The following is a 26,254-nucleotide window of genomic DNA, read 5'->3' on the forward strand; positions in this document are numbered from 1 at the left end:
AGCGCAGAACTTGAGTCAGAAGGAAGCCTCGGCGACGTCCATCAGCGCGTTGTCGATGCTCTCGGCCACCTGTCGGCGCGCCGACAGCTCGGGCAGCACGGTGCTGGCAAAGAAGTGCGCCACGGCCGGCTTGCCGGCGTAGAAGGTGCGGTCGGCTGCCGAGAGACCGTTGCCGTCGAGCTTGGTCAGCGCGACTGAGGCCTGGCGCAGCAGCAGGTAGCCGACCATCAGGTCGCCCGCCGACATGAGCAGGCGGGTGGCGTTCTGGCCCACCTTGTAGACGTTGGCGACGTCCTCCTGGCCGCTCATCAGCTGCTGGAACATGGCGCCCACGATGCCGCCGAAGTCCTCGAGCGCCTTCTGCAGCGAGGCCGCGTCCTCCTTCAACCGGCCCTCGTCGGCGATCGACTCCAGGAACGAGGTGATCTCCGCGGACAGCGCGCCGAGGGCGGCACCCTTGTTCTTGACGATCTTGCGGAAGAAGAAATCCTGCGCCTGGATGGCGGTCGTGCCCTCGTAGAGCGTGTCGATCTTGGCGTCGCGGATGTACTGCTCGAGCGGGTAGTCCTGCAGGTACCCGGAGCCACCGAAAGTCTGCAGCGCCTGGGCCAGCTGGTCATAGGAGCGCTCGGACCCGACACCCTTGACGATCGGCAGCAGCAGGTCGTTGATGGCCTCGTCCAGCGTGGTGTCAGTGCCGTTGTGCTCGCCCACGATGATGCGGTCCTGCGCCGACGCGGTGTAGTAGACGAGCGCGCGCAGGCCCTCGGCGTACGCCTTGTTCTGCATCAGGCTGCGGCGCACGTCGGGGTGGTTGATGATCGTGACGCGCGGCGCGGTCTTGTCGCCGGCCTTCGTCAGGTCGGCGGACTGCACGCGGGTCTTGGCGTAGTCGAGAGCGTTGAGGTAACCGGTCGATAGCGTGGCGATGGCCTTGGTGCCGACCATCATGCGGGCGTTCTCGATGACCTGGAACATCTGCACGATGCCCTGGTGGACGTCGCCGACGAGCCAGCCCTTTGCCGGGATGTTGTCGATCTCACCGAAGCGCAGCTCGCAGGTGGTGGAGGCCTTGAGGCCCATCTTGTGCTCGACGTTGGTGACGAAGGCACCGTTGCGTTCGCCGAGTTCGCCGGTCTCGATGTCGAAGTGGAACTTCGGCACGACGAACAGCGACAGGCCCTTGGTGCCCGGCTGCGCGCCCTCTGGACGGGCCAGTACCAAATGGATGATGTTCTCGGTCATGTCCTGCTCGGCCGAGGTGATGAAGCGCTTGACACCCTCGATGTGCCACGAGCCGTCGGGCTGCTCGAAGGCCTTGCTCTTGCCCGCGCCGACGTCGGAGCCGGCGTCGGGCTCGGTCAAAACCATCGTCGCGCCCCAGCGGCGGTCGATCATCAGCTGGGCGATCTTCTTCTGGGTCTCGTTGCCGTTGTGGTGGAGGATGCCGGCGAATGGCGCTCCGGCGCCGTACATGTGCACGGCCGGGTTGGCGCCGAGCACCATTTCACCGGTGGCCCAGACGACGGTGCGCGGGACGAGCTGGCCACCGAGCTCGGGCAGCGTCTGCAGGCGCCACCACTCGCTGTCCAACCAGGTCTGGTACGACTTCTTGAACGACTCGGGCATCGTCACCGAGTAGGTGTCGGGATCAAACACCGGCGGGTTGCGGTCGGCGTCAACGAAGGACGCCGCCAACGGGCCCTCAGCCAGCTTCGCGACCTCGGCGATGATGCCGCGGGCGGTGTCCTCGTCGACCTCGTTGAACGGTTCGTGCCGCAGGGTCTCGTCGGTCCCGAAGACCTCGAACAGGTTGAACTCGATGTCTCGAACGTTGCTCTTGTAGTGGCTCATGCCGGTCTCCTTGCGAGTTACTCGTCAGTAACATAAGGATATTACCGGCCAGTAGCTTGTGCAACATGAGGTTGCTTACGCGAGCTACCCGCGCACCTTTACCCCCGGGTGGTCGCGTTGCGGGCTGCGTGAGAGCGCCTCAAAGGGGAAAACCGGAACCCAGCCGCCGACCCTGCTCGTCCCCCGCTGATCAACTGCCGATTCCCGTCGCTGGGCGACGCTAATCCGCAGTTGATCACCTGGGGCAGGGACGGGGACGGGGACGGGGACGGGGACGGGGACGGGGACGGGGACGGGGACGGGGACGAACCTCAGCGAGCTTGCGGAGATCGACGAAGTCGATCGGTCGGGCGCAGGATCGACCCGAGCGAAGCGAGCGGGCGAGACCAGCCCGACACCTGGCGGATCAGAAGATCACCCGCAAGTTGATGGTTTCGGGCATGGCGCGGATCTTGTCGACGATGGTCTGGGTGGTGCCGCTGGCGGAGTCGGTGACGACGTAGCCGACGTCGCCGCGGGTGCCGAGCAGTTGGGCTTCGACGTTGACGCCGTGCTCGGCGAGCAGTCCGTTGACCCGGGCGAGCACGCCGGGGACGTTGCGGTGCAGCAGGATGAGCCGCAGGGTGCCTTCGGCGCGCGGCAGCGACAGCCCCGGCACATTGACGCTCATGGCCGTCGAGCCGTCGCGGACGTAATCGCGGAACTTGCCGGCCACGAAGCGGCCGATGTCCTGCTGGGCCTCCTCCGTCGACCCGCCGATGTGCGGGGTGAGGATGACGTTCGCCAGCCCACGCAGCTCGGAGACGAACTCGTCGCCGCGTCGCTTGGGCTCAACCGGAAAGACGTCGACGGCCGCACCGGAGATGTGACCGGACTCGATGTGCGTCCGCAGCGCCGCGTAGTCGACGACAAACCCCCGCGAGAGGTTGAGGAACAGCGAACCGGGTTTCATCGTGGCGAAGTCACCCTCGCCGAAGAAGTTCTCGTTTGCCGGCCGGCCGTCGACGTGCAGCGTGACGACGTCTGACTCGGCCAGGACCTCTTTCATGGACAGGCAGCGTTTGGCGTTGCCGAGGGCGAGCCGGTCGGCGGTGTCATAAAACAGCACCTTCATGCCGAGGTTCTCGGCAAGCACGGACAGCTGCGTGCCGATGTTGCCGTAGCCGATGATGCCGAGGGTGCGGCCGCGGACCTCATGAGCACCGGTGGCCGACTTGTCCCAGACGCCCTCGTGCATCAGGGCGTTCTTCTCGGTCAGCCGGCGGGTCAGCGAGATGATCTCCGAGATCGCCATCTCGACGACCGAGCGGGTGTTAGAGAAGGGCGCATTGAACACGGTGACGCCGTGCAACGACGCTGCGTCGAGGTCGATCTGGTTGGTGCCGATACAGAAGGCACCGACCGCGATCAGCTTGTCAGCGGCAGCGATGACGCGATCCGTGACCTGCGTCTTGGACCGGATGCCGAGCAGGGACACACCCTGGATGCGGACGATCAGCTCGTCCTCGTCCAACGCCCCGTCGAGGCTCTCGATGTCGAAGCCGCACGAGGTGAGGATCTCGACGGCGTCGGGGTGGATCTGCTCGAGCAGCAGGACTCGGACGGGCGCGTCGGGCATGTGGCTGCTTTCGAGTGGGGACGGTCAGACCGCCCCCACTCTAGTGACGTGCCATTACGGGTTTGCCGACGTGCGTCAGGCACGCACCGAGCGGCGTCCGCCGAGCTTGCGGTAGATGAGCAGGGCGATGACGCCACCGACGATCGACCCGATCAGGCCGGACGGCTGGAAGTAACCCTCGGCGTGGTCCTTGCCGAAGATCACGTAACCGAGAAACCCGCCGATGAATGATCCGACGATGCCCAGCAGCACGGTGCCGCCGAAGCCGAGGTGATCCTTGCCCGGCACGAGCAGGCGGGCCAACGCACCGGCGATCAGACCGACGATGACGAGCGTGACGATGAAGCCGAACATGGTGTCCTCCTTGGGCCGCACCACTGCGGCGACTGCGGGAGGAATACCCGAAAACGGCGCGGATGCTAACTGCGCGCCCTGCTGACGCCGATGCCGCCGGCAGTGTCGGCGCCGTACCGCTCGATCTCGCGGGCTAGGTCGAGCGGACGGGCACGGCCCCGGCCGGCGAGCGCGACATCGTCGAGCCGGTCGGCGGGCACGATCCAGGCGATCTCGAACTCCAACCCGTCCGGGTCCCTGCCGTAGAGCGACTTGGTCGTGCTGTGGTCCGAGGAGCCGACGAGCGCGCCCGCCTCGGCGAGCCGGTCGGCAAGCCGCTCGAGGTCGGTGAGGGTGTCGACTTCCCAAGCCAGGTGGTAGAGCCCGACGGTCGAGCGCCCCGCCTGGGACGGCCCGGCGGCGCCGAGCTGGAACAACCCCAGATCGTGGTCGTTCGTCGAGGCCTCGGCACGCAGGAAGGCCGCCTGCCCGGCCATCTCGATGTCGACGGTGAACCCGAGGACATCGCGGTAGAACGCGACGCTGGTCGCGACGTTGCGGACATAGAGGACGGCGTGGTTCAGGCGGTGGATAGGCACGGTGACCCTTCCTGGGATCGACGACTCACGATAACCATTACTTGAGCGTTCAACAATTGCGGTGCCCTAAACTTCCGCCATGCCGGACCCGAGGTGGCTGAATCGCGACGAGCAGGCGGCGTGGCGCGCGTTCATCGAGTCGACGAAGCTCGTCTTCGATGCCCTCGACCGGCAGCTGCAGCGCGACGCGGACATGCCGCATGCCTACTTCGAGGTGCTTGTGCGCCTGTCCGAGGCACCGTCTCGTTCCATGCGGATGAGTGACCTCGCCGAGGTCACCCTGTCCTCGCGCAGCCGCCTGTCGCACGCCGTCGCCCGGCTCGAGGAGCGTGGCTGGATCGAGCGGAGCATCTGCGAGACCGACCGACGCGGGCAGAACGCCACGCTGACTGACGAGGGTTTCGCAGTGCTCGCGGCCGCCGCGCCCGGCCACGTCGAGACAGTGCGTCGGGTGATGATCGACGGGCTGGACGTCGAGCAGCTGGCGCAGCTGACCGAGATCGGCCGGCGGATCGTCGCGCAGCTGCAGCACGCCGAGTCGGCCTGACCGGGTCAGCGGACGGCCGCCAGCAGCGCCCGCCAGGTGTTCTGGTTCATGGCGCCGCTCGCCGGCAGGTGGTGCGCCTGCTGGAACGCGGCGACGGCCGCGGCAGTCCGCGTTCCGTAGGTGGTCGACGTCGGGAGGTGGAACGCCTGCTGCACCGCGGTGACGGCCGGCCCGGTCGACGTCCGGCCCAGCCAGGCACCGGACCACGTCACGAGCGCCCTCTTGATTGCGGACGCGCCCTTCGGTGCCGTCACCCTCGCGTAGCTCGGGCACCCGGCCGGGTTGGCCCGGACGTAGGGCGGGCCGAAGTTGAGGTCGGCAGGGCGGCACGGTCCGTAGTCCTCGGCGGCCACCTGCTTGGCCCAAAACGACGTGCGGCCCTGAGCGCCTGCCCAGCTCAGCGAGATGTGGAGGTGTGTCCGGTGGCAGGAGTTGGCGTAGGCCGCCCGCTGCATCGATGACGCCTGGCAGCCGTTGTAGTCCTCCCACTGGCCGTCCCAGGCGCCCCACATGCGGTTGTCGAAGATCAAATACATGACGCCGAGTCGCCTGGCCATCGCGAAGCGGTTGCCCTGTGCATCCGTGGCCAGCAGCCAGGCGATCGTGGCGTTCGCCGCAGCTCGCTGCCTGGCGTTGGTGACGTCGACCATCCAGTCGATGGCCCGTCCGTCGTAGTGCTCACTCGGCATCCCGTCGGTGCCGCAGGAGTAGACGGACGACCAGGTCGTCTGCGTGCTGGCGCGGTAGGTGCTCGCGAGCAACGTCGCGAGCTTGCGAGTGCCGGCGCCGATGCGCGGGTCGCACGACACCTGGGGCACGTAGTCAGCCATGCCCTCGATCGCACTCGGCAGACCGGCCGGCGTTCGCGGGGCGATGGGCGCGGCGCTCGCCGGAACAGCCAGGACGAGAACGCTCGAGACGAGGGAGCTCATCAGGATTGCGATCCTGACGACGCCGATCTTCACGTCGCCGATCTTCACGTCGCCGATCTTCACGTCACAGGGGCGAAAGGACATCGGACGACCTCGGCGATCCTCGGCCCCGCAGCCTTTCCCGCGACACACTGTTACCCGCCACCGCGACCAGTCAAACGCGCTGAGGCATATCGGTGTGCTGATGGTTCAGCGGCCGCTGAGAGACCTTCGTCCCGTTTGAGGGCTGTGGGCATCGGGTATTCCCCGACGCAGCCGCCATGGGCGGAATGACAAGCGGGATGACAAGGGGAATTCATGGCCGCGTCCGCGCCTCACGAGCACCGACCGGCCGAAGCGGTGCCGTTCGTCGGGGTTGAGGTCGCGACCCTGAGCGCCGACCACCTGCGCGCGAGTCTCCGAGTCACCGGAACGGTCCTGCCGAGCAGCGCGCCGATGCTCACCAGCGTGCTGCGTACCCACCTGGCCAGCGGCCGTCGCTACCTGCGCGTCGACCTCGCCGCGGCGAGCGTCACTGACCCCGAGGTCATTCAGACGCTGGTGGCAGCGCGGCGTTCGGTGTCCGCCCTCGGCGGCATGCTGGTGTTCGACAACGCCGGTCCTCGCGTCGTCGACGCGATCCGTCGCGCGACCCTCTATGTCCGGGCCGATCAGCTGACCTCAGCGTCCTGACCGGCGGGGTCCTGCGCCCGGTCCGGTAGTCTCGCTCCCGTCCGCGGGTGTAGTTCAATGGCAGAACATCAGCTTCCCAAGCTGACAGTGCGGGTTCGATTCCCGTCACCCGCTCCACGCTGGAAGCCAATGATCCCGGGGGTCTGAGTGCTGCGGGGCTTGCGCCGTCGGCTGGCCCGCGGGGTGTCGTGCGCTCCGTGTGCGCTAAGTGCGGTCACGTTGGCGGCCTCGGTTCCGGTGCCGACGGTGTCCGCTGAGCTCATGCGCTCGGTGAGAGTCGGCGATGCGACGGCCAGCGTCACGGGTGGCGTGGCTGATAGCTGAGAGCGGCGCGCATGCTGTCGTGCCCCATCCTCTCCATCAGGTCGCGAAGTGATGTGCCGGGTGCACCAGCGGCCAGAGTTTGCCAGTCTGCCGCAGGTCGTGCGGGGTTGCAGCGTGCCGGTTGGCCGGCGCAGCGTTCCGATCGCGACGTTCATGGCCTGCCCACCGACGTCGAGCAGGCACTGCTCGGCCTCAGTTGACCGGTGGGCTCGCGGCCGGCGCCGTGCTCGTCGGCGTAGCCGTCGGCGCACTCGGCGGGGCGGTGTCGGGCGGCAGGTAGCTGAACTGGTCACCGGGTGCGATGTTCGATGTGCCATACAGGGTGATGACCCGCAGGTCGACGGTGCCGGACGGTCCCGCGGGCACGATCACGGTCGCGTTGCTCGACGACGTCACCCGCGCCACGGCAGACGTCGTGCCGAACTGGACGCTCACCCGCCCGACGAAGTTCTGGCCGCCTACCGTCACCGTCGCGCCGGCCGCGGCCTGCCCTGGTGACACCGAGGTGACCACCGGCGGTGCGATGTAGGTGAACGTCGGTCCGTACGCGCTCGAGCGGCCCAATGGGGTCGTGACCCGCACACGTGCAGCTCCGGCGGCATGTGCGGGCGTGCTCACGGTGACGGTGTAGCTCGACACCCGACGCAGAATCCTGGCCTTGACGCCATCGAGGTAGACGGCCGTGGTGGGACTGAGATTGCGTCCATGCACCGCGATCACGGTCCCGCCGGCAGTGCGGCCCGTGGTGACGACCCCCAACGAGGTCACGATCGGTGCCTCGCTCGGGAACACGCCGCCGGGCAACAGCCGCTTGGCGGTCGCGGTCAGCATGGCGCTGATCGGGCCGCCGTAGGTTCCGGCCGGGCCGCGGGCCAGGATCGCGATCGCGTAGCGGTCGCCGTTGACGAAACCCGTGGTGTTCTCGTCCGCGCTGGAGCCCCAATTGTCGTAGTCGGTGCCCCAGCCCTGCTTGATGGCCGCGTTCGAGTTGGCGGCTTTCAGCCCGAACCACTGGTAGTAACCGTCCGAGCCGCGCCTGGTTGCGTGATGCATCGCAGTCAGCAGCCAAGCCCCGAAGCGCGGCAGCTTCTTCAGCTTGCCGTACAGGGCGACCATGCCGTCCGCGGTGATGTGCGTGTTCCCCCACCACCCGGACCGCCGCGGTCCCGACCCGAGATTCGGCACGTTGAACCGCTTCTTGATCCACGCGACCAGTCCGTCGCCACCCACGCTGCCGTACGTGCTGCTCGCGATCTGGTCGTCGGACTGAGCGATCATCGTGTACATCCGCCGGGCGGTACTGCCGTGCAACCGGCCCTGCAGGTAGACCCTCGTGGCGATCAGGACCTTGACGACCGACTCGCTGGCGAACGTGCCGCCGTGATCACCCGCGCGGTACGTCCGGCCGGTCTTCGTGTCGAGCACAGCAATGCCGACGTGATACCCCCGGTTGTGACCGATGGCGTACGCCGAGGCGAGCACGTCGGCCCGGGTCGCGGTCGCAGCCGCCGCAGGCCCGGGCCCCGTCAGCACCACGACCGCAGTCGACGCCACGGACAGAACGACGGCGCAGAGCACCGTCCTGAACGTGGGACGGCGCGCGATGCGAGATGCGGGCACGGCGACCTCTCCGGGCGAAACCTCATGCGGGGGACGTCCGAAGAACGCTGGTTGTCGCTGTTGTACGTGCTCGTTCAGTATGCGTCAAGATCAGCAGCCGTTCGTGCGTCTCGGGCTCGCGCGCCGCGCGCCGCGCGCCGCGCGTCGACCGTGACCGGGCCCAGCTTCGCGTGTCACTATCTCGGCCAAGCCGGGCTCGGCCGACAAGGGAGGTTGACGTGATCGACATGCTCGCTGGCATGTTCGTCGCCGCCGGGGCGCTCCTGCTCGTGGCGTCCGGCGCAGCCAAGCTGCGGCACCCGAGTACCGCGGCCACGCTGGTCGTGCGCCTGCTGCGCCGGCCTGCCCGCGAGCGGTTGCGGGCGGTCTTGCTGGTGCGGATCGCCGGCGCCGGCGAGCTTGTGGTGGGGCTCGCCGTGCTGATCACCGGTGCGCGGCCCGCCGTGGCGCTGCTCGCTCTCGCCTACCTCGCCTTTGCGGCAGTAACTCTGACGTTGCTGCGCGCCGGCGCCCGCGCCTCGTGCGGGTGCTTCGGCAGCGCGGACAGCCCGCTCGGCCCCGGACACCTTGTCCTGAACGTCCTGGCCTGCGTCGCCGGGTTCGTGGCGGTGCTCCGCCCACCCGGACCCGGTGTCGGGTTGCTCGGCGGCAGCGCCGCGACCGCGGTCACGGCCACGGCGCAGGCGGTGCTGCTCGCCGCGCTCGGTTATCTTGCGGTCACGTCGCTGCCGACTCTGCTCGCCGACCGGCGGGCGCTCGTTCGATCGATCACACCGCAGGAGTCCTGATGCTGGCCCTCGTCCTCGTCGAGACCGTGCTGCTCGCCGTCCTCACCGTGCTCGTCGCCGGGCTGTTGCGCGCGTACGGCACCGTGCTGCAGCGGCTGCACCAGCTCGACGGCAGCGGCACGCCTGGTCGCCAGTTCGACCTGCTGCCACTCGCCCGTCCGATGCCTCCGCTCGACACCCCCGAGCCGGCTATCACCGACTCGGGTGCAGCGCACGACATCGCCGGCGAGACGCTGGACGGTCAGCTGGTCAGCGCGCGCGTCACCGACGTCGAGCACGACACCCTGCTGCTGTTCCTGTCCAGCGGCTGCTCGTCGTGCGAGGTGTTCTGGACCGAGCTCGCCCAGCCGGTGCCGCTGCCAACCGGCACCCGCCTGCTGGTCGTCCCGCAGGGGCCGCGCGAGGAGAGCCGGTCCGACCTGCTCGCCATGGCGCCGGACGGGCTCGACGTGATCATGTCCTCCGACGCCTGGCGCGACTACGAGGTGCCGGGCTCGCCCCACATCGTGTTCGTCGACGGCCGGACCGGGCGCATCCGCGGCGAGGGCACCGGGCAGTCGCTGCGTCAGGTGTGCGAGCTGCTGGCCCGTTCCACCGGTGACGTCGCCTTCGTCAACGGCATCGGCGTCGGGGTGCCGAGCGCCGACGTCCGCAAGCCGGCGCGCGACGCCGAGCAGGAAGCACTCGTCGACCGCGAACTGCTCGCGGCCGGCATCGTCCCCGGCGACCCGCGCCTCTACGGCGGCCCGTGATGGCGACGATCGCCGCTCACGGGCTGCGGGTCGAGCTGCCGCACCGCTTCGAGGCCCGGCTGTACCTGCGTCCGGCCGAGTTCGGGCATCCGGACGAGTCGATGAACCCGGTGCTGCACCTGGCCAACTTCGCGCTACCGCCAGGGCGCGGCGACTTCGGCACCGGCGCCGTCGAGCGCATGGGACCGGCGCACGTGTTCTCGTCGCTGCTGGAATACGACGCTGAGGAGGCCGGCCGGCCACTGTTCGCGGCCCGCGGCCTGCCCAGGCCGGTCGTTACGGAGTTCGCGGCCAACGCGTTGCAGCGCCGCCTGCCCGGCCAGCTCGGCGTCCAGCGCTTCTTCACCGAACAGCACCGCGCCTTCTGCCTGTACGTCGTCCTCGGCTCGCGCCGGCACGCGAGCTCACTCGTTGCGCAGCTGCACGACGTCCTGGATGGATTGGAGGTGCAGGCGTGGCGACAACCCTCGTTGAACGTCTAGTCACCAAGCTGGCCGGCACCGGCTCGCGGAAGGCAAGCCGGCGCGGGTTCCTGGCCGCGGCCACCCTCACCGGCACGGCTCTGGCCGTCGATCCCTGGGGCTATCTGACGAAACCGCAGAGCGCGTACGCGTCGGTGTGTGGGCCGGGTGCCAGCTGCAGCGCCGGCTGGTCGGCGATGTGCTGCTCGATCAACAACGGGCAGAACACCTGCCCGCCCAACACCTACCCGGGCGGGTGGTGGAAGGCCGACCGCTCGTCGTTCTGCGGCGGCGCCGCCCGCTACTACATCGACTGCAACGCCAAGCCCGGGCACCACTTCCACTGCCATTGCAACCAGAGCAACTGCGACCACCGCTACGTCGCCTGCAACGTCTTTCGCTACGGCCAGTGCAACACCCAGGTGCACGGCGTCACCGCAGTCGTCTGCCGTCAGATCAGTTGCCTGCCACCCTGGCAGCTCTACCCGGGCAAGTGCGGGCATTCGAGCGCCACCGACAACAACACCGCGAAGCACAATGCGCCGTGCCTGACGAAAGCCAACACCTACCCCCGCTACGTCACCTTCCCGAAGGCCGAACACGTGCTGCACCGCGACGAGTCGCTGCGCGCCGGGCAATACCTGACGTCGACGGACCAACACACCACCTGCGTCATGCAGGCCGACGGCAACTTCGTCATCCGCAACGAGCGCGGCGTCATCTGGCAGACCCGCACCGCCGGCGTCGCTCGGGGCGGACGGGTCACCATGCAGGCCAACGGGCGGTTGGCGGTGCTCGACGTCGACGGCGTCGTCCGATGGCAGAGTCCGGCCCCGCGAAGCAGCGGACGGCCCGCGATGCGCCTCGACAACGACGGCCGCATGTCGGTGTGGTTGAACCACGGCACCGTCCTGGTCTGGCGCACGAACACCCGGACGCCGTGAGAAGGGGAGTCCGATGATCGTCGTCGTGGCCCTGGTAGTCGCCGCCGCCGCCGCCGTTCGCGGCGTCTGGTCCCCGTGCGGGCTGTCCATGCTGTCGGCACTGAACCCGATGTCCGAGCGAGCCCGCGGACACCGCTTCGGCGGCACCGTGGCGTGGTACGTGGCCGGCGCCGCGGTCGGCGGTGGGTTGCTGGGCGCCGGCTGCGCGCTCGTCGCCTCTGGGGTCGGTCGCCTGCCGCTCACCGAGCGGTGGACGTGGGCGGTGGTGCTCGGCGCAGCGACCGTCGCGGTGCTGTCGGACTCCGCGCTGACCCGGTTCGCCCTGCCCGTACATCCGCGCCAGGTCGACGAGCGCTGGCTGAGCACCTACCGGCGCTGGATCTACGCGGGCGGGTTCGGGCTGCAGATCGGCACCGGCTTCGCGACCTACGTCATGACCGCCGCCGTCTACCTGACCGCAACCCTCGCCGCGCTCACCGGCAGCGCAGGTCACGCCCTGCTGGTCGGGCTGGTCTTCGGCACCGTCCGCGGGCTGGCCATCCTGCTCGCGGCGGGCGCCCGCACGCCCGACGCGCTGCGTGCGCTCATGGCCGCGATCGACCGGCGTGCGACGACGTCGCTGCTGACCGTGGCCGCGCTCGAGGCCGCAGTCGGCGCGGGGGCGGCCTGGTTCGTCGGCGGCCCACTAGCCGCCGGAGCTGTCGCGTTGGCGCTGGGCACACTGACCGCGTGGCCGTCTATCTCGCCTGGACCGGGACGCCTGTTCCCCTCGATACCCCTGGGCCATGGCGAGAGCTACTGGCCGGCCCGCCGAACGTCGTCCTCATCGACAGTGACGACCGCCAATCGCGGGTCTTCCACGAACTGAAGTGCGCGCTGCCGCCGGACACCGCCGTGTTCGTCACCCGCCTGGACACCCGGCCGAAGGTCAAGAACGTGCCGCCCGGCACGCTGGCGTGGCTGCGAACCCGGTTGCCCCTGCCCGACCGATAGACCTGCCGGACCGGCGGGACTGACGGCCCTGCGACGGGGTAACAAATCGCTGCATGCAGACGCTGCGCACCCCGTCGAGTGGATGCGCGAGCTCGTCCTCGACCGCCTCGGGCTCACCGGCATCACGCTGGTCGGGCAGGACTGGGGCGGGCTGATCGGCCTGCGGCTGGCCGCCGAGCATCCCGAACACGTCACCCGGATAGTGGCCGCCAACACGTGCCTACCTACCGGGGACGTGGACATGCCCGAGATCTGGCAGCGATCCTGACCTTCGTCGGCCGGACCCGGTAAGTGCGATTTGCCCCCCTCGTCACATTGACGGAAAATAGGAGCGAGGGAGGAATTGCTGATGATTGTTCTCGGTCTGCGCCGCTCCGTGCGCACGATCGCGGTACTGACCGTGATCTGCGAGCGCTGCGGCAACCCCGCCGCCCACCGTCTGGTCCGCCGCAGCCGCCGCATCGTGGTGCTGTTCCTGCCGCTGGTCGCCGTCTCCCGGTCCTGGGCCATGACATGCACCTACTGCGCACACGCCACCGCCCTGTCGCCGGCTCGGGTGGACGAGCTGCTCGACGGTGCCGCACCGCGCCCCGTACCGCAGATCCGACCCGCGCAGCGCTACTGACGCTCCTCAGCGGGCCAGCAGGGCAGCGGGCCCGCAGGGCCCGCAGGCCAGCGGATAGCCTCTGCGCCATGCTGCTCAGCGACCGCGACATCCGCGCCGAGGTCGAGGCCGGTCGGCTGGCCGTCGAACCGTGGGACCTGGCGCTGGTGCAGCCCTCGAGCGTCGACATGCGCCTCGACCGCTTCTTCCGGGTTTTCAACAACTCCCGCTACACCCACATCGACCCCGCCGCCCAGCAGGACGACCTGACCACTCTCGTCGAGCCCGAGGGCGAGGACCCCTTCGTCCTGCACCCTGGTGAGTTCGTGCTCGGCTCGACGCTCGAGATCGTCACCCTGCCCGACGACCTCGCCGGGCGGCTAGAGGGCAAGTCCAGCCTTGGCCGCCTCGGGCTGCTGACCCACTCGACCGCCGGCTTCATCGACCCGGGGTTCACCGGCCACATCACGCTCGAGCTGTCGAATGTCGCCAACCTGCCAATCACGCTCTGGCCGGGCATGAAGATCGGCCAGCTCTGCCTGTTCCGGCTGTCCAGCGCTGCCGAACACCCGTACGGCTCGTCGGTGTACGGCTCGCGCTACCAGGGCCAGCGCGGACCGACCCCGAGCCGCTCGTACCTCAACTTCCAGCGCTGGCCCACGGCCTGAGCGACGGGTGACTCAGCCGGCGAACTCGCTGGCCAGCACCTTGCCGACCTTGACCAGGACTGCCTGCGACTCGGCGAGCCCAACCTTGTTGCCCACCGGTGAGCGCAGCGCGACCTCGAACAGCCCCTGGTCGGCAAGCAGATCGAGGTTGACGGTCGGTGAGCCGCTGACGGGGTAGATGACGGCCGCCTTCCCGACGCCGGCCACCCGCTTGGGACCGAACCGGCCGGTGTTGTCACGGACCCGGTCGTAGGCCTCGCGCTGGTCGTTGCCGATGCCAAGGATCGTCACGGTCAGCGTCGGGAAGGAGTCGTTCTTGGGAATGTAGAAGCACCGCCGGTGAAACGCCTTGGGTGTCACCGCGTTCCCGACCGCGGCCGCCGCCGACTCCGTAGTCAGCAGTGAGCACACGTTCGGCCAGGCTGACCTCGCGACCGAGCCGGGCGCGTAGACGTAGTGCTTGCCGTTAGCGGTAACGGCCGGCGCAGCCCTGATCTCGGCCGGTGCGCTGCTCGAGCAGCCCGTCAGCACCGTCGATGCCGTCAGTGCGGCGCCAATCAGCGCGCTCAGCAGGACCCGGGCCCGGCGGGGCGCAGCAGCGACCACGGCACCTTCTTCGTCGAAGATCAAGCAGGGCTATCGGGACGGAGTATCACAGGTAGCGGGCGGTCAGCGCGACGTCATCCGCTCAGTTCTTCGCTGGCGGTCAGGATCTGGACGAGCGTCCCTATCTCGCCGTCGGAGGCCGCGAGCGTGATAGCGGGCAGCGACTTGGTCAACATCTCGAGCAGCTCCTCGCGCCCGACCGAACCGGGCCCAGGCTCGACGTTGTCGGCGATCCAGCGAACGACGCACTCCTCGACGAATGCCACCCAGCCGTGGACCGCCAGCGAGGCCCGCGCGCTCAGGGTGAAGCCGAGCTGATCGACGACGGCGATGATGCGCTGGGCCATCGTTGCGCGGGTTGCGTCGAAGATCGCCCGCATCTCGGCGTCGCCGCTGGCCGCACCGCGGACCAGCGACTTGTAGTTGTCGGGATTCTCCTCGACGTAGGACATGAAGGCGTCCAACGCATGGCGCAGTGCCTCGACCGGGGGCTGGGCAAGGTTGGGCTCGGTGCGCCGGATCATCTCGCCGGCTGCGGCCCGGGCCACCTCGACGTGGAACTCTCGCTTGGAGGCGAAGTAGTGAAACAGCAGACCGCGCGAGATGCCGGCCTTCTGGGCGATCAGCTCGACGGAGAGCTCGTCCAGGGTGCGGGTGGCCAGCATCTCCACGCCGAGCTCGATGAGCTGCGCGCGCCGGGCCTCGGGGCTGAGCCGGACCCGCTTCGCCGGGGGGTGCACGCCACCAGCTTAACTGCTATTGAACGCGAGTCAACGACGCTCCCGCGGTTCTGTCGTTTAGGATCATCGTGATCGGTCTCGGCCGGTCGACGTGCTGGGGGCGCGTACCTGTTCATGACGTGCTGCACCCCGACAAGGAGTCGACCATGACGCGCAGAGCGTTGGCCGTGTTCGCCGTCGTCGCCGCCGGCCTCATCGCCCCGGCTGGCGTAGCCCAGGCCTCCCCGGCGCCGGCCGCCCCCACCGGGCTGCACGTCGCGAGTGCGGGTGCCACCTCGTTCACGGTGGCCGTGAATCGCTCGGCGAACGCCACCGGGTACCGGCTCTACGCCTCGACTACGAAGTCCGACCTGTACTACCCGATCACCCGGGGCTACCACTCCCGGCTGTACGCCGCGCCGAGAATGACGCTCGCCGGCCTGCCGCGCACCTCGCGCCCGTACTACTACCGCGTCGTCGCGAGCACCAAGACCCGCACGAAACTCTCTGCCGCGATCCCCACCGCCGGCCTGCAGCCGTCAGCTCCCTCTTCGCTGGCTGCCGCCGCCGGCGCAGCCGGGAACCGGCTGGCCTGGCGCAGCAGCTGGGCGACGTCGTTCGTCATCGCGCAGGCCACGAACTCGGCCATGACGACCGGTCGGCGCAACTACTACGTCGGCAACGTGCACCGCTTCACGCCGTACGGGCTCACGCGTGGCGTGACCTACTACTTCCGCGTCCAGGCCGCCAACTACGGATCGCGCTCGGCGTGGTCGGGAGTCACCAAGATCGCCGCTACGACGAGCGAACAGGCCGTGCGGGTGATCACGTACAACTTGCTCAAGAAGACCTCGGACGGCACCCGCAACGACAACGCCACCGAGGTGATCGCGCCCTACGCCCAGCGGGTCGTTAAGCAGGCGGCGCTGCTCAAGGCCTCACCGGCCGATGTCATCGGCGTCCAGGAGGCCGGCTACTACCTCGGCTCGGGCGCACACCCGTCCGACCGGCAGGCCGACGCGCTGACCCGGCTGCTGCCCGGTTATCGCGTCGCCCCAACCGAGAAGCTGAGCTATCCCAACTACGGCACCAACTTCCAGGGCTACGTCATCTACAACACGGCGACCGTCAGCCTCGTCGATCCTGATCCTGCCCACTGCTCCTGCGGTGTCTTCGAGATGGACAGCACGCCCGGGCACCGGGCGATCTACGCGCAGCTGCAGCTGAAGTCCGGGGCCCGGTTCCTGTTCGTCAGCCCGCACCTGGCGAACCCGTTGAACAGCGACGCCACGCGACTGGCTGAGGTGCACAGGTTGTTGGCCGAGGTGGCGAGCTACAACACCGCCCACCTGCCGGTCGTGTACGCCGGTGACTTCAACTCCGACATGCGCAAAGGCAAGATCGACGTACCGGGCAACGCGATGCATGTAACGCTGGACGAGGCGAGCCTGGTCGCGCAGACGAAGTACAACGCCGCTTACGACAGCTACAACCAGTACCGACGCACGCCCCCGCGCTACGGGATCTACCTCGATCGGATCTTCGTGACGCCGGGCGTTGCCGTCCCCGCGTGGGGCGTGGTCGTCCAGCTGAGTCACGGCCGGTTCGTGGGCGCGATCCCGTCGGACCACAACCCGGTCTATGCACGGGTGATCCTGCCGTCGAGTTGACCGTCGCGCTATTGAACTAGAGTCAACTACCTATTGACTGCAGTTCAACGACCTGGTTAGGCTGACACCATGACGCAGGCACCCGCGCGCCCGGCCACCTCCCCCCCACCCACCACCCGAGACGGGCGCCGGCACCTCGGCGTGCTCGTCATCGGCTCGGGCTTCGCCGGGCTCGGCGCGGCAATCCGACTGCGTCAGGACGGCCGCGACGATTTCCTGGTCATCGAGCGGGGCAGCGAGGTCGGCGGCACCTGGCGCGACAACACCTACCCGGGTGCGGCCTGCGACGTGCCCTCACACCTGTACTCGTACAGCTTCGAGCTCAACCCGCGCTGGTCGCGTTCGTTCTCGCCGCAACCCGAGATCCAGGATTACCTGCGCACCGTGGCGGCCAAGTACGACGTTGCCCGCAAGCACCTGTTCGACACCGAGGTCACCCAGGCCCGATGGGACGCCACGACCACCCGCTGGCTCGTCGACACGACCAACGGCGAGTTCAGTGCCGACGTGCTCGTCGGTGCGGTCGGGGCGTTGGCCGAGCCCAACCTGCCCGACATCAAGGGGATCGAGAACTTCCAGGGCGAGATCTTCCATTCCGCCCGCTGGAACCACGACGTGTCGCTACGCGGGAAACGGGTCGCCCTCATCGGTACGGGTGCCTCGGCCATCCAGGTCGGGCCGGCGATCGCAGGCAAGGACAGTTCGGTCGGCGTCGCGCAGCTCGACGTCTACCAGCGCACCGCACCGTGGGTCATGCCCCGCCACGACCGGCCGTACTCGAAGCTCGAGTCGCTGGCCTACCGGCACGTCCCGGGTCTGCAGCGGGTCGCGCGCGAGGCCATTTATTGGGGCCGCGAGACGTACATGATCGGCTTCGGCTACAAGCCAGGAATTCTCAAGGCGGCTCAGAAGATCGCCGAGCGCAACATCGCCAAGGGCATTGCGGACCCGGAGCTGCGGGCCAAGGTGACACCCGACTGGCAGATCGGCTGCAAGCGCATCCTGATCTCGAACACCTGGTACCCGATGCTCGCGCAGGACAACGTCGAGCTGGTCACCGACGGCATCGCCGAGATCCGCGAGAACGCCATCGTCAGCACCGACGGCACCGTGCGCGAGGTCGACGCGATCGTGGTGGCGACCGGATTCCACGTCACCGATTCGCCGACCTACGAGCGCATCATCGGCGCCGACGGCCGCTCGTTGGCGCAGGTGTGGGCCACCCACGGGCAGCAGGCGTATCGCGGCGCCGCCGTGCACGGCTTCCCGAACCTGCTCTTCGTCGTCGGCCCCAACACAGGCCTCGGGCACAGCTCGATGGTTCACATGATCGAGTCGCACCTGAACTACCTGTCCAGCGCGCTCGCCACGATGGACGCTGCGAACCTGGAGACCTTCGAGGTGCGCGCCGACGTCCAGCGCCGGTACAACGACAAGCTGCAGAACCACATGAAGCAGACCATCTGGACGACCGGCGGCTGCGCAAGTTGGTACCTCGACGCCCGCGGGAACAACACCACCCTGTGGCCCACGTTCACGTTCGTCTTCCGCCGTCAGACCAAGCATTTCGACGTCACCGCGTACGAGACCACCACCCGCACGACCCAACACACGGAACTTCTAGGGAGCACCTCATGACCGACTTCAAGGGAAAGGTCGCCGTCGTCACCGGCGCGGGATCGGGCATCGGCCGCGCGCTGGCCTACGACCTTGCACGTCGTGGGGCGAAGCTGGCGGTGAGCGACGTCGACGCCACCGGCCTGGCCACCACCGTCAAGCAGATCCGGGTCATCGGCGCGCCGGTGCACAGCGCGTCGCTCGACGTCACCGACCGCGCCGCCGTGCTCAGCTACGCCGACGAGGTCGCCGCGCACTTCGGCGGCGTCAACCTGATCTTCAACAACGCCGGCATCGCCTTCACCGGCGACATCACGGCCATGAGCTTCGAGCAGATCGAGCGGGTCATGGACGTCGACTTCTGGGGTGTCGTCCACGGCACGAAGGCGTTCCTGCCGCACATCATCGCCTCCGGCGACGGGCACGTCGTCAATATCTCCAGCCTATTCGGGTTGCTCTCGATCCCCGGCCAGAGCGCCTACAACGCGGCGAAGTTCGCAGTGCGCGGGTTCACGGAGGCGCTGCGCCAGGAGATGCTGATCGCCGGCCACGACGTGCGCGTCACCTGCGTGCACCCCGGCGGCATCAAGACCGCGATTGCCCGCAACGGCGGCGCCGTCGAGGGTCAGGACGCCGCGAAGCTGGCCGAGTACTTCGACGCGAAGCTGGCCAAGACCACACCCGAAGCCGCCGCCAAGTCCATCCTGCGCGCGGTGCAACACAACCGACCGCGGGCCGTCGTCGGCATCGATGCCAAGGTGCTGGACGTCCTCGTCCGCATCGTCGGGCCGGCCTATCAGCGTCTCGGTGCCGCCCTGGGCGGACATGCGAACAAGCTTTCCGCCGCTGCCTCGACTCCGGTCGGATCGACGGACACCGCCGACACCCGCGCGAGCGCCTGACCCCCCTCCCCTGCCCTCCCAGCCGCTGCCCTTTTGGTGATCGGGAGATCGTAAGCTCCGGCCATGACATCACCGTCGGTAGACGCCGCGGGGCGCACCGTCCTGACCGGCATCAGCTCCCGCGCGTTCGAGCACCCGGCCGATCGAGCGGCGCTGACCGCGCTGCGCTCAGTGCCCGGCTTCGACCAGCTCATCAAGCTGGCGTCGGGCATGCTGCGCGAACGGCAGTACCGGCTGGCCTACCTGGCCTCCTCGGTGCGGGTCGGCCCGCGCCAGTTCCCTGATCTCGACGCGCTGCTGAGCGAGGTCGTCGGCGTACTCGACACGTCGGAGCGTCCCGAGCTCTACGTCGTGAACGATCCGGTGCCGAATGCGATGACCCTCGGCGTCGACCGGCCGTTCATCACCATCACCAGCGGACTGTACGAACTCACCGACAACGACGAACGGCGCTTCGTGCTCGGCCACGAGGTCGGCCACGCAATGTCGGGGCACGCGCTGTACCAGTCGCTGCTGATGCACCTGCTGAACCTGGCCGGGTCGTTCGGCTGGGTGCCGGCCGGCGGGCTGGGCCTGCGCGCCCTGATCGCGGCACTGCGCGAATGGCAGCGCAAGGCCGAGCTGTCCGGCGACCGGGCCGGGCTGCTCGCCGGCCAGGACGTCGACGCCGCGCTGCGACTGCAGATGAAGATGGCCGGTGGCGCACACCTCGACCGCATCGACGCCGACGCGTTTCTGGCCCAGGCAGCGGAGTACGAGGGCGCCGGCGATCTGCGCGACGGCGTGCTGAAGCTGCTGAACACCGAGCGCACCACGCACCCCTTCTCTGTCGTCCGGGCGGCCGAGATCCGGCGCTGGGCCGCGTCGGAGGAGTTCGAGCGCATCCTGGCCGGCGATTATCCGCTGCGCGCCGACGACCGCGACGCGTCGTTCACCGAGACGGCCAAGGAGGCAGCGCGGACCTACCGCACCCGGATCGAGGAGTCCAGCGATCCGCTCGTCGGCGCGGTGCGCAACGTCGGGGCGACGGTGGGTACTGCGGCCGAGAGCGTCGTCGATTGGTTCAACCGGGTCGCCCGCGGCCCCGAGCCGGCCGGGCGACACGCCACCGACGACTCCGAACCGACCCCCGATCCGGGTCTGTAACTCCTGCGGGAACCCGGCGGCTGCGTCGCGGGTTGAACACACGAGGGTCGCGATGACCCGGGCCGGAGGTGCGCGATGAACGTCGGCAAGGTACTGCTCGTCCTGCTGGCCATCTGGATCCTGATGGGTGTTGTCGGGTTCCTGATCAAGGGTCTGTTCTTCCTGTTCATCATCGCCCTCGTGCTGTTCGGGTTCACCCTGGCCACCGAGGGTCGACGGCGGGGCATTCTGAAGCGCTGACTTCTGCCTTTGGAAGGCAAGGCACAGCGACGAAGGACTCCATGTAGCCGGTTCGGCGCGCTCTCGGCTCGCGTTTCGTTCGGATCTTCATGCAAGAATCCCCGAATTTGCTGGGCTCAGGGTGGTGGGAGCCCGCCTTTTCCGCTAAAATCGAATACGTGAGCGAAACGCTGGAGCGGCCCGACCTGACGGTCGCGCTCGCCGCCGCCCACGCCGCGATCGACGCACTCCGAGCGGGAGAGCTGACCAGTTACCCCGACGAGGATGTCACCGCGCTGCTGCGCGAGACCGAACGGCTGCGTCACCGCCTGGAGACCGTGGATCACGCCCAGATTCTGGAACTGGAACGCCGCGGAATCGCGATCACCGTCGGAGCGCGCACGGTGCCGCGATTGCTGGGTCACCTGCTGGACATCGATCCAGGGGAGGCCCGCGCCCGCCACCACGCCGCCGGCGCCCGCCGCGCGTTGACGGGCGAGCTGCTGCCACCGGCGTACCCGGTGGTCGCGGCAGCCCAGGCTGCGGGGATGTTGTCGGCGCGGCAGGCTCGGGTGATCACCGACTGCATCGAGAAGCTGCCCGACGCAGTCAAAGACCAGGGTCCCGTGGTGGAGGCCCGCCTGGTCGGGCTCACCCGCGAACTGCACCTCACCCCGCAGCAGCTGGCCCAAGCTGCGCAACGCGAGACCGACTGGCTGGATCAGGACGGCAAGTTCCGCAACGTCGACTACCGCCGTAAGCAGCGCACCCTCAGCATGCACACCCGACCCGACGGTTCCTGCACCGGTTCGTTCGAGGGCACCGCCGAGCTGGGCGAGTTCCTGCAGGTCGTCTTCGACTCCCTCGCCGCCCCCAAACCCGAGAGCAACGGCGTCAAGGACACCCGCACCCCCGGGCAGCGCCGCCACGACGGGCTGCTCGACGGAGTGAAGATGATCGTGCGCGGCGGCCTGCCGGACGCCGGCGGCGTGTCCACCACCGTGGTGCTCACCATGACCGAAGAACAGTTCACCCGCCGGGAGGGATTCGCGACCACCGCCCACGGCGCGCAAGTCCCGTGGCTGAGGCGCTGTCCTGGTCCGACGGCGACACCCGCGTCATGACCGTCGTGTTCGACAGCCTCAAAGCGGTCACCGCCTACAGCACCTGCCACCGCATCTTCACCGAAGGCCAACGACTAGCCATGGCCGCGAGACGGCGGCTGCAGCTTCCTCTCCTGCACCGCACCACCAGGCTGGTGCGAAGCCCACCACGTGAACGAATGGCAACACAGCCACCGCACCAGCATCGACGACGGTGTGCTGCTGCGTGGATATCACCACCGCGAGTTCGAACGTCTCGGATTCCGCCTGGACATGCGCGATGGCCGACCCGTCTGGGTTCCACCACGATGGCTCGACCCGCAACAACGACCCATCAGCACGTAACGCTCCCGCTCGTCACTGCGGTACGGCCAGGCCGGAGACGAACGCGTCCCGGACCAGCGTCTGCGCCGTCACCGGGTCATCGACTGCGGCTGCGGAGCAGAGCACGCAGCCGGGGCGCACCCTCGCCCACCACACGCCGTCGACGGGCAGGAAGACGATGTGCGCCCGCACCCGGTCGATGCTCACGCGGTGGTCGAAGGCCACGTCCTCGGCGGTCTGCTTCAGCAGTGCCCAGTCCAACTCCGTCCGTCGCTGCGGCAGCAACCGACCCCACACGTGGTGATCGTCGAAGACGGCTTGTGCCGCCGCCTGGAGCTCCGGGCGGTCAGCGAGGGCGTCGAAGTCCGGCGGGTCGCACACCGCCTGCCAACGCGCGAGAAGGTAGCGCGCCCGATTGCGCCCACGGTCGACGCCAGGCGCCGGTGCCGGTCGATCGGCGAACTGCACCTCGAGTAGCTGCTGCCACCAGGACGCCCACTGCTGACCGGCCGCGCGCAAGTCGACAGCGACGTCGGCAACCGAGATACCCGCCAACGGCGGGATATCCAACGCGCCCGGCACGTCGAGCCCTGAGATGTCGAGACCGGCGGCGTCCCGCACGAACAGCCCGATCTGCAGAACGTCGCTGTCGCCCTGGTCCACCCGCCAGGACAGCGGTGGGTCGTCCAGCAATCTCACGACCCGCAGACTACGCGCGGATCGTCCCGGCCAGGTGCGGTTTGCCGGAGCGGGCGGCGCGGACGTCGAGGTCCCAGCCGCCGTGGGTCGCTACCGCACCGATCGCCACCGTCGAGGGCAGCGGGACGGGCAGCTTGAATGCGACATCGGCGGTGAACGCGTCCGGCAGGCGACCCTCGAGCGAAGCCAGCGTCCGGGCCTTGAGCCACATGCCGTGCGCGATGGCGCTCGAGAACCCGAAGGCTCGGGCGCTCAGCGAGTGCAGGTGGATGGGGTTGCGGTCGCCCGACACGGCGGCGTAGCGGCGCCCCTCATCGCCCGGCACCCGCACCTGGGCCACGGCTCCGACCTGGGGGCCCAGCTCGGTCCGCTCACGCTTCTCGCCCGCCGCCGGCTTGCCGCGACGCAGGTAGGTGCTGCGGCCCGTCCACACCGACTCGCCGTCGACGGTGACGTCGGCGAGCAGGTCGAGGGCCCGGCCGGCCGGGTGCGGGCGCAGGTTCGCGGCCCGCACCGAGTACGAGAACATCTCGTCCGCGGTGACCGGCCGGTGCACGGTTATTGCGTTGTTGACGTGCACCAATCCGACCAGGGGGAACGGGAACGTCCCCTCGGTCATCAGCGCCACCGACAGCGGGAACGCCAGCACGTGCAGGTACGTCGGCGGCAGCACATCCGAGACGCGGAACCCGCAGACGTCCTGATAGGCCCGCAGGTGGTCACGGTCGATGGGCTGGTCGGCCAGCGTGTAGCTCGACTCGGGTAGCGACGACCCGCGGTGCAACGGCCCCGTGACCGCGGCCTTCGCGTACAGCGGCAGCAGCGAGGGCGCTGACGTCAGCTCCGGCACGGTCAGGCTCCGACCAGGTTCTGCCCGCAGACTCGCAGCACCTGCCCGTTGACCCCACCGGCCCCAGGCGAGGACAGCCACGCCACCGCCTCGGCGACGTCGACGGGCAGGCCGGCCTGCTGCAGGGACGACAGCCGGCGGGCTACCTCGCGGGTGGCAAGCGGCATGGACGCCGTCATCTCGGTGTCGATGAACCCGGGCGCGATCGCGTTGATCGTCGACGCGCCGTGGGCGGCGAACGCCGATGCTGACGAGCGCACCAGGCCGATGACGCCCGCCTTCGTTGCGCCGTAGTTCGTCTGGCCGCGGTTGCCGGCGAAGCCGGTCGTCGACGACAGGCACACGACCCGCGACTGGTCGTTGAGCTGGTCGCTGTCCAGCAGCGCAGCGTTGATGTTCAACTGCGATTGCAGGTTCACAGCGATGACCGAATCCCACTGCTCGGGCTTCATGTTGGCCATCAGCTTGTCGCGGGTGATACCAGCGTTGTGGACGAGGATGTCCAGGCCGCTCGTGTACGCGGTGAGGTGTGCGAGCAACCGCTGCGGCGCCTCGGCGGCGGCGACGTCGAGGTGCAGAGCGGTGCCACCGACCTCGTTGGCCACCCGGGCCAGCGCCTCGCCGGCCTGGGTCAGATCGGCGACGATCACGTTGGCACCGTCGCGGGCCAGGACGCGGGCGATGGCCGCGCCGATCCCGCGGGCCGCGCCGGTGACCAGCGCGGTCTTGCCCGCGAGCGGCTGGTCCCAGTCCGCCGGGGCGGGCGCAGTGCCCGGGCCGAGCAGCAGTGGCTGCCCATCGACGTACGCCGAGCGGCCGGACAGCAGGAAGCGCAGGGCCGCGGGCAGCGAGGCCTCGTCGGCGACCCACACTAGGTTGGCCGTCGAGCCCAGGCGCAGCTCCTTGGCCAGCGAGCGGACGATGCCGTCGAGCGCCTGCCGGGTGGCGTCGACGGTGATGTCGGCGCCGTCGGCCGGCAGCCCGAGGACGATCACCCGTCCGGACGGGCCCAGCCGCTTGACGCCCGGCGCCAAGAACTCGCGCAGCGCGGCCAGCTCGGCGGGTGTGGTCAGCGACCGCGCGTCCAGGACGACGGCCGCGACCCGCTCACCGTCGGCGACCTTCTCCAGCGAGTCGACGACTTCGAGCCCGGCCTGGGTGAACAGCTTTTTGAGAGCAGCGCTCGGCCTGCCGGTGGTCGAGCCCACCAGCACCGGCCCCGGCAGCAGCGGGTCGCCGGCCTTGAAGCGGCGCAGCACCGACGGCCGCGGCAGGCCGACCCGCGACGCGACAGCCGAGCCGACCGGGGAGTTGACCAGGTTCAGGTAGCGGTCAGACATCAGTTGGCCTCCAAGATCGCGGTCACGCCCTGGCCACCGGCCGCGCAGATCGAGATCAGGCCACGGCCTGATCCTTTCTCGTGCAGCAGCTTGGCCAGCGCGCCGACGATGCGCCCGCCGGTGGCGGCGAACGGGTGCCCGGCGGCCAACGACGAGCCGTTGACGTTGAGCTTGCTGCGATCGATCGAGCCGAAGGCGCCGTCGAGGCCCAGTCGGGTACGGCCGAACTCGGCGTCCTCCCAGGCAGCGATCGTGGCGAGCACGGTGCCAGCGAAGGCCTCGTGGATCTCGATGAAGTCGAAGTCGTCGAAGGTGAGCTTGTTGCGCGCCAGCAGGCGCGGCACGGCGTAGACGGGCGCCATCAGCAAGCCGTCGTACTTCTTGTCGCCGTGGACGTAGTCCACAGCCGCGGTCTCGGCGTCGACGAAGTGCGCCAGCACCGGCAGCTTGTGCTCGGCGGCCCACTCGTCGCTGGCCAGCAGGACGGCCGAGGCGCCGTCGGTGAGCGGGGTGGAGTTGCCGGCCGTCATCGTCGCCTCGTCGCCGTACTTCTTGCCGAACGCAGGCTTCAGCTTCCCGAGCTTCTCGACCGTCGAGTCGGCCCGCAGGTTCTGGTCGCGCGAGAGGCCGAGGAACGGCGTGATCAGGTCGTCCTGGAACCCGCGCTCGTAAGCGGCGGCCAGGTTGTGGTGCGAGGCGGCGGCGAGCTCGTCCTGCGCCTCGCGGGTGACGCCCCACTCAAGCGTCGTGATCGCCTGGTGCTCGCCCATCGACAGCCCGGTGCGCGGCTCGACGTTCTGCGGGATGGCCGGTGCCAGCTGGTTGGGCCGCAAGCCCGCAAGTGCCTTCAGCCGGGCGCCGGCACTGCGCGCCCGGTTGACCTCGAGCAGCACCGCACGCAGGTCCTCGTTGACGGCGATCGGCGCGTCGGAAGTGGTGTCGACGCCGGCGGCGACGGCGGAGTCGATCTGCCCGAGCGTGATCTTGTTGGCGGTGAGGATGACGGTCTCCAGGCCGGTGCCGCAGGCCTGCTGGACGTCGTAGGCCGGGGTGTCGGCCGACAGCCGTGAGCCGAGCACGGACTCCCGGGTGAGGTTGAAGTCCCGGCTGTGCTTGAGCACCGCGCCGGCGGCGACCTCGCCGAGGCGCTCGTCCTGCAGCCCGAAGCGAGCGACGAGGCCGTCGAGCGTGGCGGTCAGCATGTCCTGGTTGGACGCATGCGCGTAAGGGCCGTTCGACCGGGCGAACGGGATGCGGTTGCCACCGACGATGGCGGCTCTACGACTGTCCACGATGTGACTCCTCAAACGGTTGTTACTGTCCGGTAACAACGGTATCGGCTACTTTTGG

27 protein-coding genes, 1 tRNA gene and 1 pseudogene are annotated in these 26,254 nt (G+C 69.0%); 17 read left to right on the plus strand and 12 right to left on the minus strand.

Going from position 1 to position 26,254, the window contains the following annotated elements; all coding sequences use genetic code 11:
* Positions 1–15 precede the first annotated feature (15 nt).
* From ACFFC4_RS03785 to ACFFC4_RS03800, 4 genes are all read right to left on the minus strand, one after another.
* Positions 16–1,854 carry an acyl-CoA dehydrogenase gene (locus ACFFC4_RS03785; RefSeq protein ID WP_375497935.1) on the minus strand — a complete coding sequence of 613 codons (1,839 nt, stop codon included), beginning with the start codon at positions 1,852–1,854 and terminating at the stop codon, positions 16–18.
* A 406-nt stretch (positions 1,855–2,260) separates the two neighbouring features.
* Complete coding sequence (gene serA, locus ACFFC4_RS03790) at positions 2,261–3,472, minus strand: phosphoglycerate dehydrogenase (protein WP_375497937.1); 1,212 nt, start codon at positions 3,470–3,472, stop codon at positions 2,261–2,263.
* A gap of 75 nt (positions 3,473–3,547) precedes the next feature.
* Positions 3,548–3,826 carry a GlsB/YeaQ/YmgE family stress response membrane protein gene (locus ACFFC4_RS03795; RefSeq protein ID WP_375497939.1) on the minus strand — a complete coding sequence of 93 codons (279 nt, stop codon included), beginning with the start codon at positions 3,824–3,826 and terminating at the stop codon, positions 3,548–3,550.
* A gap of 65 nt (positions 3,827–3,891) precedes the next feature.
* On the minus strand, positions 3,892–4,404 hold the full coding sequence (locus ACFFC4_RS03800) for a VOC family protein (protein WP_375497941.1): 513 nt from the start codon (positions 4,402–4,404) through the stop codon (positions 3,892–3,894).
* Between the two features lie 79 nt (positions 4,405–4,483).
* Between ACFFC4_RS03800 and ACFFC4_RS03805 the strand changes: the two genes are divergently transcribed.
* The gene (locus ACFFC4_RS03805; RefSeq protein WP_375497943.1) at positions 4,484–4,951 is read left to right on the plus strand and encodes a MarR family winged helix-turn-helix transcriptional regulator; all 468 of its coding nucleotides are present in this window, start codon (positions 4,484–4,486) and stop codon (positions 4,949–4,951) included.
* A gap of 5 nt (positions 4,952–4,956) precedes the next feature.
* On the opposite strand, the gene ACFFC4_RS03810 is transcribed toward ACFFC4_RS03805, so the two are convergent.
* Positions 4,957–5,967 carry a peptidoglycan-binding protein gene (locus ACFFC4_RS03810; protein ID WP_375497945.1) on the minus strand — a complete coding sequence of 337 codons (1,011 nt, stop codon included), beginning with the start codon at positions 5,965–5,967 and terminating at the stop codon, positions 4,957–4,959.
* Between the two features lie 213 nt (positions 5,968–6,180).
* Between ACFFC4_RS03810 and ACFFC4_RS03815 the strand changes: the two genes are divergently transcribed.
* Both ACFFC4_RS03815 and ACFFC4_RS03820 read left to right on the plus strand, forming a co-directional pair.
* Positions 6,181–6,555 (plus strand): STAS domain-containing protein, encoded by a 375-nt coding sequence (locus ACFFC4_RS03815; RefSeq protein ID WP_375497947.1) that lies wholly within the window; start codon positions 6,181–6,183, stop codon positions 6,553–6,555.
* 43 nt (positions 6,556–6,598) lie between these two features.
* Positions 6,599–6,672: transfer RNA gene (locus tag ACFFC4_RS03820), tRNA-Gly, on the plus strand.
* Positions 6,673–7,071: 399 nt separating this feature from the next.
* Here ACFFC4_RS03820 and ACFFC4_RS03825 read toward each other — a convergent pair.
* The gene (locus ACFFC4_RS03825) at positions 7,072–8,433 is read right to left on the minus strand and encodes an IPT/TIG domain-containing protein (protein ID WP_375497949.1); all 1,362 of its coding nucleotides are present in this window, start codon (positions 8,431–8,433) and stop codon (positions 7,072–7,074) included.
* Between the two features lie 293 nt (positions 8,434–8,726).
* Between ACFFC4_RS03825 and ACFFC4_RS03830 the strand changes: the two genes are divergently transcribed.
* The 8 genes and pseudogenes from ACFFC4_RS03830 to dcd all read left to right on the plus strand — a co-directional run bounded on the left by ACFFC4_RS03830 (position 8,727) and on the right by dcd (position 13,709).
* Positions 8,727–9,287 (plus strand): MauE/DoxX family redox-associated membrane protein, encoded by a 561-nt coding sequence (locus tag ACFFC4_RS03830; RefSeq protein WP_375498144.1) that lies wholly within the window; start codon positions 8,727–8,729, stop codon positions 9,285–9,287.
* On the plus strand, positions 9,287–10,039 hold the full coding sequence (locus tag ACFFC4_RS03835; protein WP_375497951.1) for a hypothetical protein: 753 nt from the start codon (positions 9,287–9,289) through the stop codon (positions 10,037–10,039). The genes ACFFC4_RS03830 and ACFFC4_RS03835 overlap by 1 nt, the downstream gene beginning before the upstream one ends.
* Positions 10,039–10,521: a hypothetical protein gene (locus ACFFC4_RS03840; RefSeq protein WP_375497953.1), complete on the plus strand. Its 483-nt coding sequence runs from the start codon at positions 10,039–10,041 to the stop codon at positions 10,519–10,521. Before ACFFC4_RS03835 ends, ACFFC4_RS03840 begins: the two co-directional genes overlap by 1 nt.
* On the plus strand, positions 10,494–11,444 hold the full coding sequence (locus tag ACFFC4_RS03845) for a hypothetical protein (protein WP_375497955.1): 951 nt from the start codon (positions 10,494–10,496) through the stop codon (positions 11,442–11,444). Before ACFFC4_RS03840 ends, ACFFC4_RS03845 begins: the two co-directional genes overlap by 28 nt.
* Positions 11,445–11,457: 13 nt before the next feature.
* Positions 11,458–12,312 carry a hypothetical protein gene (locus ACFFC4_RS03850; protein ID WP_375497957.1) on the plus strand — a complete coding sequence of 285 codons (855 nt, stop codon included), beginning with the start codon at positions 11,458–11,460 and terminating at the stop codon, positions 12,310–12,312.
* A gap of 177 nt (positions 12,313–12,489) precedes the next feature.
* A pseudogene (locus tag ACFFC4_RS03855) lies at positions 12,490–12,693 on the plus strand (alpha/beta fold hydrolase); the annotation flags it as partial.
* Between the two features lie 93 nt (positions 12,694–12,786).
* Positions 12,787–13,062 carry a zinc-ribbon domain-containing protein gene (locus ACFFC4_RS03860; RefSeq protein WP_375497959.1) on the plus strand — a complete coding sequence of 92 codons (276 nt, stop codon included), beginning with the start codon at positions 12,787–12,789 and terminating at the stop codon, positions 13,060–13,062.
* A gap of 68 nt (positions 13,063–13,130) precedes the next feature.
* Entirely contained in the window at positions 13,131–13,709 is a 579-nt protein-coding gene (dcd, locus tag ACFFC4_RS03865) for a dCTP deaminase (protein ID WP_375497961.1), read from the plus strand.
* Between the two features lie 12 nt (positions 13,710–13,721).
* On the opposite strand, the gene ACFFC4_RS03870 is transcribed toward dcd, so the two are convergent.
* On the minus strand, positions 13,722–14,315 hold the full coding sequence (locus tag ACFFC4_RS03870; protein ID WP_375497963.1) for a hypothetical protein: 594 nt from the start codon (positions 14,313–14,315) through the stop codon (positions 13,722–13,724).
* Between the two features lie 74 nt (positions 14,316–14,389).
* A complete protein-coding gene (locus ACFFC4_RS03875; RefSeq protein ID WP_375497965.1) occupies positions 14,390–15,055 on the minus strand; it encodes a TetR/AcrR family transcriptional regulator in 666 nt (221 codons plus the stop codon).
* A 146-nt stretch (positions 15,056–15,201) separates the two neighbouring features.
* Here ACFFC4_RS03875 and ACFFC4_RS03880 point away from each other — a divergent pair, with 146 nt between their 5' ends.
* The 6 genes from ACFFC4_RS03880 to ACFFC4_RS03905 all read left to right on the plus strand — a co-directional run bounded on the left by ACFFC4_RS03880 (position 15,202) and on the right by ACFFC4_RS03905 (position 21,712).
* Positions 15,202–16,704, plus strand: coding sequence for an endonuclease/exonuclease/phosphatase family protein (locus ACFFC4_RS03880; protein WP_375497967.1), 1,503 nt, complete (start codon positions 15,202–15,204; stop codon positions 16,702–16,704).
* 69 nt (positions 16,705–16,773) lie between these two features.
* Positions 16,774–18,342, plus strand: a complete 1,569-nt coding sequence (locus ACFFC4_RS03885; protein ID WP_375497969.1) for a flavin-containing monooxygenase — start codon at positions 16,774–16,776, stop codon at positions 18,340–18,342.
* A complete protein-coding gene (locus ACFFC4_RS03890; RefSeq protein ID WP_375497971.1) occupies positions 18,339–19,223 on the plus strand; it encodes an SDR family NAD(P)-dependent oxidoreductase in 885 nt (294 codons plus the stop codon). The genes ACFFC4_RS03885 and ACFFC4_RS03890 overlap by 4 nt, the downstream gene beginning before the upstream one ends.
* Positions 19,224–19,286: 63 nt before the next feature.
* Positions 19,287–20,369 (plus strand): M48 family metallopeptidase, encoded by a 1,083-nt coding sequence (locus tag ACFFC4_RS03895; RefSeq protein WP_375497973.1) that lies wholly within the window; start codon positions 19,287–19,289, stop codon positions 20,367–20,369.
* A 75-nt stretch (positions 20,370–20,444) separates the two neighbouring features.
* The gene (locus ACFFC4_RS03900) at positions 20,445–20,609 is read left to right on the plus strand and encodes a hypothetical protein (RefSeq protein WP_375497975.1); all 165 of its coding nucleotides are present in this window, start codon (positions 20,445–20,447) and stop codon (positions 20,607–20,609) included.
* A 158-nt stretch (positions 20,610–20,767) separates the two neighbouring features.
* On the plus strand, positions 20,768–21,712 hold the full coding sequence (locus ACFFC4_RS03905; RefSeq protein ID WP_375497977.1) for a DUF222 domain-containing protein: 945 nt from the start codon (positions 20,768–20,770) through the stop codon (positions 21,710–21,712).
* A 336-nt stretch (positions 21,713–22,048) separates the two neighbouring features.
* On the opposite strand, the gene ACFFC4_RS03910 is transcribed toward ACFFC4_RS03905, so the two are convergent.
* From ACFFC4_RS03910 to ACFFC4_RS03925, 4 genes are read right to left on the minus strand one after another with little or no spacing between them, the layout of a single operon-like run.
* Entirely contained in the window at positions 22,049–22,714 is a 666-nt protein-coding gene (locus ACFFC4_RS03910) for a hypothetical protein (protein WP_375497979.1), read from the minus strand.
* Between the two features lie 10 nt (positions 22,715–22,724).
* On the minus strand, positions 22,725–23,570 hold the full coding sequence (locus tag ACFFC4_RS03915) for a MaoC family dehydratase (RefSeq protein WP_375498146.1): 846 nt from the start codon (positions 23,568–23,570) through the stop codon (positions 22,725–22,727).
* Positions 23,567–24,904, minus strand: a complete 1,338-nt coding sequence (locus ACFFC4_RS03920) for a 3-oxoacyl-ACP reductase (RefSeq protein ID WP_375497981.1) — start codon at positions 24,902–24,904, stop codon at positions 23,567–23,569. The genes ACFFC4_RS03915 and ACFFC4_RS03920 overlap by 4 nt, the downstream gene beginning before the upstream one ends.
* Positions 24,904–26,199: an acetyl-CoA C-acetyltransferase gene (locus ACFFC4_RS03925; protein WP_375498148.1), complete on the minus strand. Its 1,296-nt coding sequence runs from the start codon at positions 26,197–26,199 to the stop codon at positions 24,904–24,906. Before ACFFC4_RS03925 ends, ACFFC4_RS03920 begins: the two co-directional genes overlap by 1 nt.
* Between the last annotated feature and the right edge of the window lie 55 nt (positions 26,200–26,254).

Source organism: uncultured Jatrophihabitans sp. (assembly GCF_964244045.1).
Classification (GTDB): Bacteria; Actinomycetota; Actinomycetes; order Mycobacteriales; family Jatrophihabitantaceae; genus Jatrophihabitans.

Coding starts and splice junctions, on each gene's coding strand:
- ACFFC4_RS03785 (WP_375497935.1), bottom strand. CDS start 1,854: ATGAGCCACTACAAGAGCAACGTTCGAGACATCGAGTTCAACCTGTTC.
- serA (WP_375497937.1), bottom strand. CDS start 3,472: ATGCCCGACGCGCCCGTCCGAGTCCTGCTGCTCGAGCAGATCCACCCC.
- ACFFC4_RS03795 (WP_375497939.1), bottom strand. CDS start 3,826: ATGTTCGGCTTCATCGTCACGCTCGTCATCGTCGGTCTGATCGCCGGT.
- ACFFC4_RS03805 (WP_375497943.1), top strand. CDS start 4,484: ATGCCGGACCCGAGGTGGCTGAATCGCGACGAGCAGGCGGCGTGGCGC.
- ACFFC4_RS03810 (WP_375497945.1), bottom strand. CDS start 5,967: ATGTCCTTTCGCCCCTGTGACGTGAAGATCGGCGACGTGAAGATCGGC.
- ACFFC4_RS03815 (WP_375497947.1), top strand. CDS start 6,181: ATGGCCGCGTCCGCGCCTCACGAGCACCGACCGGCCGAAGCGGTGCCG.
- ACFFC4_RS03830 (WP_375498144.1), top strand. CDS start 8,727: ATGCTCGCTGGCATGTTCGTCGCCGCCGGGGCGCTCCTGCTCGTGGCG.
- ACFFC4_RS03835 (WP_375497951.1), top strand. CDS start 9,287: ATGCTGGCCCTCGTCCTCGTCGAGACCGTGCTGCTCGCCGTCCTCACC.
- ACFFC4_RS03840 (WP_375497953.1), top strand. CDS start 10,039: ATGGCGACGATCGCCGCTCACGGGCTGCGGGTCGAGCTGCCGCACCGC.
- ACFFC4_RS03850 (WP_375497957.1), top strand. CDS start 11,458: ATGATCGTCGTCGTGGCCCTGGTAGTCGCCGCCGCCGCCGCCGTTCGC.
- ACFFC4_RS03860 (WP_375497959.1), top strand. CDS start 12,787: ATGATTGTTCTCGGTCTGCGCCGCTCCGTGCGCACGATCGCGGTACTG.
- dcd (WP_375497961.1), top strand. CDS start 13,131: ATGCTGCTCAGCGACCGCGACATCCGCGCCGAGGTCGAGGCCGGTCGG.
- ACFFC4_RS03880 (WP_375497967.1), top strand. CDS start 15,202: ATGACGCGCAGAGCGTTGGCCGTGTTCGCCGTCGTCGCCGCCGGCCTC.
- ACFFC4_RS03885 (WP_375497969.1), top strand. CDS start 16,774: ATGACGCAGGCACCCGCGCGCCCGGCCACCTCCCCCCCACCCACCACC.
- ACFFC4_RS03890 (WP_375497971.1), top strand. CDS start 18,339: ATGACCGACTTCAAGGGAAAGGTCGCCGTCGTCACCGGCGCGGGATCG.
- ACFFC4_RS03895 (WP_375497973.1), top strand. CDS start 19,287: ATGACATCACCGTCGGTAGACGCCGCGGGGCGCACCGTCCTGACCGGC.
- ACFFC4_RS03900 (WP_375497975.1), top strand. CDS start 20,445: ATGAACGTCGGCAAGGTACTGCTCGTCCTGCTGGCCATCTGGATCCTG.
- ACFFC4_RS03920 (WP_375497981.1), bottom strand. CDS start 24,904: ATGTCTGACCGCTACCTGAACCTGGTCAACTCCCCGGTCGGCTCGGCT.